The organism is Ligaoa zhengdingensis (assembly GCF_014384885.1).
GTDB classification, from domain to species: domain Bacteria; phylum Bacillota; class Clostridia; order Oscillospirales; family Ruminococcaceae; genus Ligaoa; species Ligaoa zhengdingensis.
This window is the reverse complement of record NZ_JACRST010000026.1, coordinates 1-8505: the sequence shown is the minus strand read 5'-3', so window position 1 is coordinate 8505 and position 8505 is coordinate 1. Positions and strand designations below refer to the sequence as shown.

Sequence of the window (8505 nt, the reverse complement as noted above, 5' to 3'; positions counted from 1 at the left end):
GCGGGCCAGCCCCAGCGGGACAGGCCGATTTACCTCGTGCAGGCCGGCGCTTTCGCCGACAAATCCAACGCTCACCGCCTCGCACAGCAGCTCAGCCACCTGGGGTTTGACGCCTTTGTCAAAGAGGACACAAAATAGACGGCTGCCAAAAGGCCCGGAGCGGCGGAACCTTCCGCCACACCGGGCCTTGCTGCGTTTACAGGCAATATAGGTTGACATCCCACGCCGGGACATAGGGGAACCGCCGCAGGTAAAACCGATACCCGGGCGCGATCTGTTCGATCAGCAGCGGCAGGGCGAACAGGTCCTCGTTGCGGTGGTAGGCCGAGACGCACAGCTTGGGCCGCCACCGCCGGATGGTCCGGGCGCACCCGAGCAGCGCCTCCCGCTCCGCGCCCTCCACGTCCAGCTTGAGGTAGCTTACCCGCGCGCCGCCCAGCACTCGATCGACCGAATCGACCGGCACCGCGCCGCCTCCGGCGGTCCCCAGCGCCGAACCGCGGCCGGCTTTCCCCGTGAACGGCAGCTCGCCCGGGCCGGACCAGGCGCCGAGGTTGTAGCACTTTGCATCCCGCAGGCCCCACGCCCGCAGGTTCCGTTCCAGGTGCGCAAAATTTCTGGCGTCCGGCTCGAACGCGCGGACGCTGCGCACCCGGCCGCCGGTGTGGTCGAGCAGCTCGCGCACCGTGTCCCCGCGGTACGCCCCGAGATCGACGTAGTCCTCCTCCCCGGTGAGGGCGAGCAGGCGGTAGGAGTCGTCCACGCTGCTCTCAGCGCACCGCAGATAGCCCAATTTGCCGCTCAACTTGTAGTTGACCAGCGCCGCAAAGGTGCGGCGAGAGGGCTCGTCCGCCAGCAAGGCGAACGCCCGCTCGAACGAGGACAGGTGCTCGCGCAGGTATCCGCCGTCGAACACCCGGGCATCCCCGGCCACCGGCAGGTCCGGCGCGGCCGTCTCCCCCTCCCGCTCGACCGCGTAGAACTGCGCGAGCACCTCCGGGCGCTGCGACGCGAACGCGATGGCGGTGAAGAAGTCGCCGAAGCGGGCGCGCGCCTCGCGGTAGCGCAGCACCGGGTACCCGGCGAACGAGTGGCCGCGCACAAATTCATCGCTGGCGAACATCCCTGCGACCTCGATCCCCCGGCGGGCGCACTCATCCAGGAGCTTCTGCGCGCCGTTGCCCATGCCGTAGAGCAGCACCGGCTTGCGGCAGTCCCGCATCCGGTCCCATACGGTGCTGTGCTCGGTCAGGCGGGCTTGCAGGCTATCCATGCTCATCTCCGCCCGGCCGCCTCCACGCCGCCCGCGAGAAACGCGCGCACCGCGCCCTCAGCCGCCCTGGCCGCGTCGATCCCCTCCTGATACATCACCTTCAGCTTGTCGAGGTCCTTTTCAAACCCGCCGAAGGTACAGGGGTGGGACGGGGCGATCACCAGCGCGCGCCCCTCCCGCTCCAGCTGCTCGATGCGGCGGAGGGTTTCGTTGTACATCACATGGCGGTTGTCGGTTGCGCGCACAAACTCCGGGTAGGCGCGGTAGCGCAAGCTGCGCAGCGCATGGGCGGACATCGGCTTTTTGACAAAGCCGCGCGGCTGGGTGAGCACCACCACCGCCCGGTCGCAGCCCCGCTCGAGGGCGCGGCCGACTGGGATGGAATCCCCCACCGCGCCGTCGAGATACGGCTCGCCGTCGATCATCACGGGCTTTGCCACCAGCGGCATCGAGCTGGACGCGCGCAGCACCGCGTGGCGGTCCTCGACGAGGCGGTCCTTGGGGAAGAAGCGGGTGCGCCCGGTCAGCAGGCTGGTCGCGCCCGCCTCGAATTCCACCGGGCTCTCCTCAAAGGTTTGGTAATCGAACGGGTCGATGCAGCGCGGAATCTCGTCGAAGATAAACTCCATGCCAAAGATCGAACCGCGCCGCAGCAGGTTGCCCCACCCCAGGTAGCGCGGGTCCATCACGTTTTGCAGGATCACCCGCCCGGCGCGCCCCCGCTGCTTCGAGACGTACGACACCGCGTTGCACGCCCCGGCCGAAACCCCAACCAGGTAGGGGAACTCCAGGCCCAGCTCGAGAAACGCGTCGAGCACACCGGCGGTGTAGACGCCGCGCAGGCCGCCGCCCTCCAAAACCAACCCAACTTTTTCCATGTCTCATTTCCTCCAAAATAGGCAGGGACAAGCGCGCGGCTCATCCCTGCCCCGATGTTTTTTGTGCGCCTCTCACCAGGGGTAGGTCCCCTGGGGGCTGTAAAGGATATACTCCTTCACTCCGAGGACCGCCAGCGCGTCGATCTGCGCCTGGACGTCCTCTTTTGTATACTGTTTGTTTTTATCCGCCGGAATATCAGCATCTGTATAAGCCTGCACGTAGGGAATCAGCGCCTTTGCCCCGCCCTCGTTGATGCCCTTTACCGCCGTGGTGACGGTGTCGCCCGGGTTCATCACCGGGGCCAGGGCGGAAGACGACGGCTGCTTGGCGAAGAACGACGGCATGATATTGACCGCAATCGCGCACTGGTAGGCGCCCGGCTCGCCGAGGTAATCGAAGCCCTCCTGGCCGAGCAGCACAGTGCCCGGGGTGGCCACCGCCAGGCGGGACTGCTCCCCGGCGAGCGCCTGATCCAGGCGCTGGACAAACTCGCCGAGCACCTGCGCGCGGGACTTGCCGCCGGTGTCGCCGTAGGTGGCGAGCTCCTTGCCGATGGTGTTGGGGAACTGTACGCTGTCCGCCACGACGAGCGCCGCGCCCTTCTGCGCGCACTCCAGCGCCAGCGCGATGTTATAATCCTGCGCGGCCTTGCTGTACGGGTTGAGCCACGGGCGGCCGCCCTGGTTGGCGTAGTTGTCCAGCCAGGTGAGCTCCTGGCCGTTGTATTTTACCGCCATGTCGCTGTCCGCCGCCGAAGCGAGGTGGTCCTGATAGACATGCAGGCGTACCGCGGGCTTCATCTGGTAGCGCGCGAGCAGCGCTGAGACCTGTTCGAGGTCCACCGCAGCCGGATCGACTGCCTCAGCGGCCGTTGCGATCTCGTTGGCGGTGCGGAACAGCACCCTGCCGGTGTCGTCCTTGCCGTCGAACAGCACCGCGTTGCAGCCCGCGGCCGACGCCGAACGGGCGAGCTCCTCCAGCCGCGCGCTGTCGCGCATCAAGTCGGCCGGCGCATACACCGCCCGCACTTCGGTCAGGCCGGGCGCAGCCGACTGCTCGGGCAGCTCCGGCTCGGACGAGGCGGCCGGGGGCTCCGCCGCGCTCTGCGAGGGCTCGGCCTGGCTGGGCTCGGCCTGCGAGGGCGCCGGGATCTGGCCTGTGAGAAGGTCGTAAACAGGTGGATAGACATACCATCCCACAATGAACAGCACCACCACGAGGGCCACCATCCCCAACATAGCGAACGGCGACCGGGTTTTGCTCCGGTTTCGGCGATAGATTTTGCTTCCACGCCGTTTGATCTTAAATTCGTCTGACAATAGATCACACCACCTGTCTAGATTCATTCACACGCTGTTTAAAAGGGCAGTTGATGCCCCACCAGTCCATACATGGCGAGGGCCACCATGCCGAGGTACATCAGCATGATGGGGAACCCCCGGAAGGATTTTGGCACGTCGCTGAGCATCAGGCGGCGCTTGCCCTCGGCCACCAGCAGGGTGGCCAGGGTGAAGCCCAGGCCGGAGCCGAAGCCGAAGCCGAGCGTCCGGGCGAAGCTGTAGCTCTGGTCAGCAGCCAGAAACACCGAGCCGAGCAGCGCGCAGTTGAAGGTGGCGAAGGTGATCGACGCCCCCAGGCGCTTGTGCAGCGCGGGCAGCAGCTTTGCCGTGCCCAGATAGACCAACAGATAGACCGCTGTGATGGCGATGACAAAGAAGAACGGCCGGTAATACACGCCCACCCCGGTCTCCCGCAGCATCAGGCTGATCGGGTAGGTGACGGCCGCGGCGAGGGTAGTCATCACCGTGAGCAGCAGGCCGAAGCTGACCATATTTTTGCCGCGCTTGAGCACGTCCAGCATCCGGCTGGCGCCCAGCGCGCGGGAGAAGATGACGTTCTCCAAAAAGATCGCGGTCATGGCGAGGGAGGTAAACTCCACAAAAAATTTCACTGCGCCACCTCCTCACGGGCCGGCTGGGCCGGCGCTGCGGCCAGGCGGTGACGGCGGCGTTTGGGGGCCTGCCGCGCCGCCAGCTCGCGGAAAAAACGCCCGATGGCGGCGAACATACCCACCAGCAGGAAGCCTGCGAACGGCAGCGCCAGCGCGCTCACCTTAAACGGCAGATGGATGGGCACGCCCCAGAGGGTGTTGGAAGCGAGCAGCTCGCGCACCGCGGCGATGAGCGAGATGGCCAGGGCAAAGCCCAGGCTGTAACAGGCGCCATCGAGCAGCGCAGCGCCCGGCGACGACTTGACCGCCAGCTTTTCCGCGCGGGTAAACAGCACCGAGTTGAAGATCATGAGGGAAAAATACATACCCATGGAATCAAAGATGGTGGACGCGATGGGGACCACCAGCATCCCCGCCGGGATGAGCAGCAGCGACGCGATCAGCGTATACATGGGGATGCGCAGCCACAGCGGCAGGCGGGTTTTCACAAGCGACGCCACCGCCATGGTGGGGATGGTGACCACCGCCATGGTGATGGAGAGCGCCACCGCGCTTTTGAGCGACGTGGAAGCGACCACAACCGGCGCGAGCAGCAGGCCGCCCACCAAAACGGGGTTGCGGGTGATGATGCCGCTAAACCTGTGCAGCCTTTTTTTCCTGCGGCCGGCGCGGGGCGCGCGCGTTGCGACGTTTTCTTGGCTCAAGGTGGACCCTCCTTAGTATTCTCAGAATCGATTCGCTTAAACGGTCGATCACCGGCGCCAGGGCGTTCATCAGCAGCACGGCGAACATCACCGTCTGCTCGTAGCCGCCAAACCGCCGGAACATCATGGTGACCACGGCGGCCACAATGCCGTAGATGTATTTGGACAGTCCGCGTTTGGGCGAGGTGACCGGGTCGGTGAGCAGGAACACCGCGCCGAACATCAGCGTACCCGACAACAGCTCCAACACGACCGAATTGAGCGCGCCGGTGGACACCCGCGGGAACAGCCCCGCAATCAGCGCCGAGGTGGCCAAAAAGGTCACCGGCGTCTGCCAGCTCACCGTGCGGCGAAAAATCAGGTATATCAGACAGGTCGCCAACACTAAGATATTAGTGGCGCCCATCGGGCCGGCAAAGTTGCCGGTTATCATGTCCAGCGCGTTGATGACCGGCACGCCGCCCAGCTTGAGCGCGTGCGCGGGCCCCTCGGTCAGCTTGGTTGCGGTTTCGCCGAACGCGGCCAGGCGGGTGAGCGGCTCCGGATACAGGAACACCTTTTCCGGCCAGCTGATGGCCATGAGCGCAAACGCGCCCGCCGCGGGGTTGAACAGGTTTTGTCCCACGCCGCCGAACGGCTGTTTTACAAACAGGATGGCAAACAGGCCGCCGATCACCACGATCGCATAGTCGATGTTGGCGGGCAGCATCAGCGGGATAATCATGCCGGTGACGATGGGGGAAAAGTCGCGCGGGTTGGGCTTTTCGCCGCGCAGCAGCACGCAGAGCAGGTCGGCCACCACACAGGTGACCACCGACACGCCGCCCAGCGCGAGCGCGCGCAGCCCGTAAAAGTAGTAGGCCATCAGGTAGAGCGGCAGCAGGGCGATGATCGCATCACCCATCACCGTGCGGTTGGTCTCGCGCGCTTTGATGTGGGGCGCGTTATGGTCTTTCAGCAGCATCCGGGCGGCTCCCTCCTTTCCCTCGCGGCAGCTTGGACCGCACCGCCTTGATGTTGGCGGAGATATCCAGGTTGGCCGGGCAGATGTAGGAACAGGTGCCGCAGCCGATGCAGCGATCGATTTCATAAAACGGCAGATCGCGCAGCCGCCCGTGCTCGATGCAGCGGTTGATGTAGAAGGGCGTGAGGTTTTCCGGGCAGACGTCCACGCAGCGCCCGCAGCCGATGCACTTGTAGCGGCGGTCCTTGGTGTCCTCGTAAAAGGCCAGCACAGCGCCGGTGTTGTAGGTGACAGCCGCCCGGTCCGGGTCGGTGCAGGCCTTGCCGGTCATCGAGCCGCCCAGCACAATGATGTTAGGCTCGGCCGAAAGGCCGCACCGCTCGAGCACCTGCATCACCGGCATCCCCAGCGAAACCTCCAGGTTGGTGGGGTTGGCCACGCAGTTGCCCGCCACGGTGATGAAGCAGGTGGTCTGCACCTTGCCCTTGAGCACCGCGCGCGCCAGGTGGATGAGCGCGCCCGCGCCGATGAGCAGCACCGGGCGCACCTTGGCGAACTCGTCGGTGATGCGGTACTCGGCCGGATAGCGCCCGCGCACCCGCCGCACCTCCACCCCGCCGATTTTGCGCGGGATCTTGGTAAAAATATCGGTGATGTTTTTATACACTGCGAAATAGACGTGCTGGGCGCCCACCGCCCTCTGGGCGAGGCCGAGTCCCTCCACCGCGAGCTCGCTCTTTTTGAGCAGCGGGTTGAGCTGGCTGGAGATGTACGGCTCGTCGTCCGACGCGTCGCCCACCACGGTGATCACCCCGGTGTCGTGCGCCATCGCCAGCTTCTGGTGCAGCGGGATGCCGTCCCGCTCGTCCACCACCCTGGCCTCCTTGGCGATCGCGATGATCTGCTGCGGGGTGAGCTGATCGACCGGCGGATAGGCATCGCGGTCAATGGTGATTTTGCTTGTATTTACATTGAAGAACTTGCGCAGGTCGCGGCTGAGCGCGGGCTCCTTGCGCTGTTCCAGAATGATGCCTCGGGTGAAAAAACCTGCCATCTGTTTGTAACCACCTGCCAATTTGTAAGATAGGGATGGGTGCGATATGTGTTTTCTGTTGCTTGACCACCGGCGGCTGCGGGTGGAGCTCAGCGGGGACGACCTGCGTCGATACCGGCTCACCTACGATGAGATCGATTACCACAGCGCCCAGACACAGGCGGCGCTGCTGGATATTCTGCGGCTGGCCCGCCGCGAGGTGGGGTTTGTCCCCTCCAGCGGCAAGCTGTTTGTCGAGGTCTATCCGTCGAGCGACGGATGCGTGATCTACTTTGAGGAATCGGCCCCTGCGGGCGGCCTGTCCGCTCCGCATCCGGATGAAGAAGATGGGCGCGACCTGCCGGTGTGGCGTGAGATCGTCGCCACCGGCGACAGCCCGCAGCCCGTCCCCAAGCGCGTCCAGCCCGCGGCGCTCGCCTCCTCGGTCTGCCCGCGGCTGGTGTTCACCTTCGACGACTGCGACGACATGCTGGAGGGGTGCGCGCGGCTGTTTTCGCTCTACTGCCACCGGGTGCGCAAAAGCTCCCTGTACTACCTGGGCGGCCGTTACCACCTGATTCTCAGCCCGCTGGACGGGCGCAGGGGGCTCTCCGCCGCCTTTTTGAGCGAATACGCCGACCTCACCGGCCGGGGCGACCTCGCTGCCTCGTTCATCGAGGAACACGGCCGCCCGATCGCCGAGGAAAATGCGATCGACCGCATCGCGTACTATTTTTTATAGCTTCGCCCTGCGAAGCTATAAAAATGCCCATGTGGCGGCTCCGCCCACCGCGGACAATGAGATCATAGCGCCCGGCCGGCAAAGCGGCCGGATGCGCGAAAAACAGTTGTTTCTCAGCGGCCTTTTATGCCCGGTCGGGGCACGCCCGCCGCAGGGCGGCGATCGCCGCGCCGTAATCGGGCTTGCCATACACCGCGCTGCCCGCCACCAGCACATCCGCGCCGCTCTGCGCGGCCACAGCCGCGGTTTCGCTGTCGATGCCGCCGTCCACCTGGAGATCCACCGGACGGCCGGAGGCGTCGATTGCGCGGCGCAGCATCTGCACCTTGGGCATCATACCGGCCATGAACCGCTGCCCGCCGAAACCGGGCTCCACGGTCATCACCAGCGCCATGTCGATGCGGTCGAGGTAGGGCAGCAGCACCTCGGCCGGGGTGGCCGGCTTGATGGCGACGCCCACCCGCTTGCCCAGCGACCGGATGCGCTCGATCACCCGGCCCGGGTCGGGATCGGCCTCATAGTGAAAACAAATCGAATCCGCGCCCGCCTTGGCAAACGCCTCGGCGTATGAAAAGGGGTCGCGGATCATCAGATGCACGTCGAAAAAAATCCCGAGCCCCGGGCGCAGCGCCTGCACCACGCACGGCCCGATGGATATGTTGGGCACAAAGCAGCCGTCCATCACGTCGATATGCAGCCAGTCCGCTCCTGCCTCGGCGGCCGCCCGCGCCTCGGCGCGCAGATTGCCGAAATCGGCGGCCAAAATAGAAGGCGCAATTTTCATAAGGGGCAACAGCACCTTTCTGCCGGCGGTTTTTCCCGGCCATAATGACTCACACTATATTTTAAACCACGCGGCCCCTTTGCGTCAATAAAACGGCGCAATTTAACAAAAGATTCACGTTTTTTCGCCCCAAATAGAGGAAATCCGGGGCGAAACCCGCGCGTGTTTTCATAAG

Annotated in this window: 10 protein-coding genes; 2 read left to right on the top strand and 8 right to left on the bottom strand. The window is 65.0% G+C overall.

Annotated features, from left to right (window positions below):
• Positions 1–36 precede the first annotated feature (36 nt).
• Entirely contained in the window at positions 37–138 is a 102-nt protein-coding gene (locus H8711_RS14370) for an SPOR domain-containing protein (RefSeq protein ID WP_430413574.1), read from the top strand.
• Positions 139–196: 58 nt separating this feature from the next.
• Here H8711_RS14370 and H8711_RS11705 read toward each other — a convergent pair whose 3' ends face one another.
• The 7 genes from H8711_RS11705 to H8711_RS11675 form a co-directional block, all read right to left on the bottom strand.
• The gene (locus H8711_RS11705; RefSeq protein ID WP_249283632.1) at positions 197–1279 is read right to left on the bottom strand and encodes an FkbM family methyltransferase; all 1083 of its coding nucleotides are present in this window, start codon (positions 1277–1279) and stop codon (positions 197–199) included.
• Entirely contained in the window at positions 1276–2151 is an 876-nt protein-coding gene (locus tag H8711_RS11700) for a patatin-like phospholipase family protein (RefSeq protein WP_249283631.1), read from the bottom strand. The genes H8711_RS11705 and H8711_RS11700 overlap by 4 nt, the downstream gene beginning before the upstream one ends.
• Positions 2152–2223: 72 nt before the next feature.
• Positions 2224–3471: a putative glycoside hydrolase gene (locus H8711_RS11695; RefSeq protein ID WP_249283630.1), complete on the bottom strand. Its 1248-nt coding sequence runs from the start codon at positions 3469–3471 to the stop codon at positions 2224–2226.
• A gap of 38 nt (positions 3472–3509) precedes the next feature.
• On the bottom strand, positions 3510–4103 hold the full coding sequence (locus H8711_RS11690) for an Rnf-Nqr domain containing protein (protein WP_249283629.1): 594 nt from the start codon (positions 4101–4103) through the stop codon (positions 3510–3512).
• The gene (locus H8711_RS11685; RefSeq protein WP_249283628.1) at positions 4100–4807 is read right to left on the bottom strand and encodes an Rnf-Nqr domain containing protein; all 708 of its coding nucleotides are present in this window, start codon (positions 4805–4807) and stop codon (positions 4100–4102) included. The genes H8711_RS11690 and H8711_RS11685 overlap by 4 nt, the downstream gene beginning before the upstream one ends.
• Positions 4737–5771: an RnfABCDGE type electron transport complex subunit D gene (locus H8711_RS11680; protein ID WP_249283627.1), complete on the bottom strand. Its 1035-nt coding sequence runs from the start codon at positions 5769–5771 to the stop codon at positions 4737–4739. The genes H8711_RS11685 and H8711_RS11680 overlap by 71 nt, the downstream gene beginning before the upstream one ends.
• Complete coding sequence (locus tag H8711_RS11675) at positions 5752–6825, bottom strand: 4Fe-4S binding protein (RefSeq protein ID WP_249283626.1); 1074 nt, start codon at positions 6823–6825, stop codon at positions 5752–5754. Before H8711_RS11675 ends, H8711_RS11680 begins: the two co-directional genes overlap by 20 nt.
• Before the next feature lie 46 nt (positions 6826–6871).
• Here H8711_RS11675 and H8711_RS11670 point away from each other — a divergent pair, with 46 nt between their 5' ends.
• Positions 6872–7546 carry an adaptor protein MecA gene (locus tag H8711_RS11670; protein ID WP_249283625.1) on the top strand — a complete coding sequence of 225 codons (675 nt, stop codon included), beginning with the start codon at positions 6872–6874 and terminating at the stop codon, positions 7544–7546.
• 124 nt (positions 7547–7670) lie between these two features.
• On the opposite strand, the gene rpe is transcribed toward H8711_RS11670, so the two are convergent.
• Positions 7671–8330: a ribulose-phosphate 3-epimerase gene (gene rpe, locus H8711_RS11665; protein ID WP_249283624.1), complete on the bottom strand. Its 660-nt coding sequence runs from the start codon at positions 8328–8330 to the stop codon at positions 7671–7673.
• Positions 8331–8505: the final 175 nt, after the last annotated feature.

Bases quoted from the DNA above. Each gene is read 5' to 3' on its own strand.
- H8711_RS11700 (WP_249283631.1), bottom strand. From the start codon at position 2,151: ATGGAAAAAGTTGGGTTGGTTTTGGAGGGCGGCGGCCTGCGCGGCGTC.
- H8711_RS11670 (WP_249283625.1), top strand. From the start codon at position 6,872: ATGTGTTTTCTGTTGCTTGACCACCGGCGGCTGCGGGTGGAGCTCAGC.
- rpe (WP_249283624.1), bottom strand. From the start codon at position 8,330: ATGAAAATTGCGCCTTCTATTTTGGCCGCCGATTTCGGCAATCTGCGC.
- H8711_RS11705 (WP_249283632.1), bottom strand. From the start codon at position 1,279: ATGAGCATGGATAGCCTGCAAGCCCGCCTGACCGAGCACAGCACCGTA.
- H8711_RS11680 (WP_249283627.1), bottom strand. From the start codon at position 5,771: ATGCTGCTGAAAGACCATAACGCGCCCCACATCAAAGCGCGCGAGACC.
- H8711_RS11675 (WP_249283626.1), bottom strand. From the start codon at position 6,825: ATGGCAGGTTTTTTCACCCGAGGCATCATTCTGGAACAGCGCAAGGAG.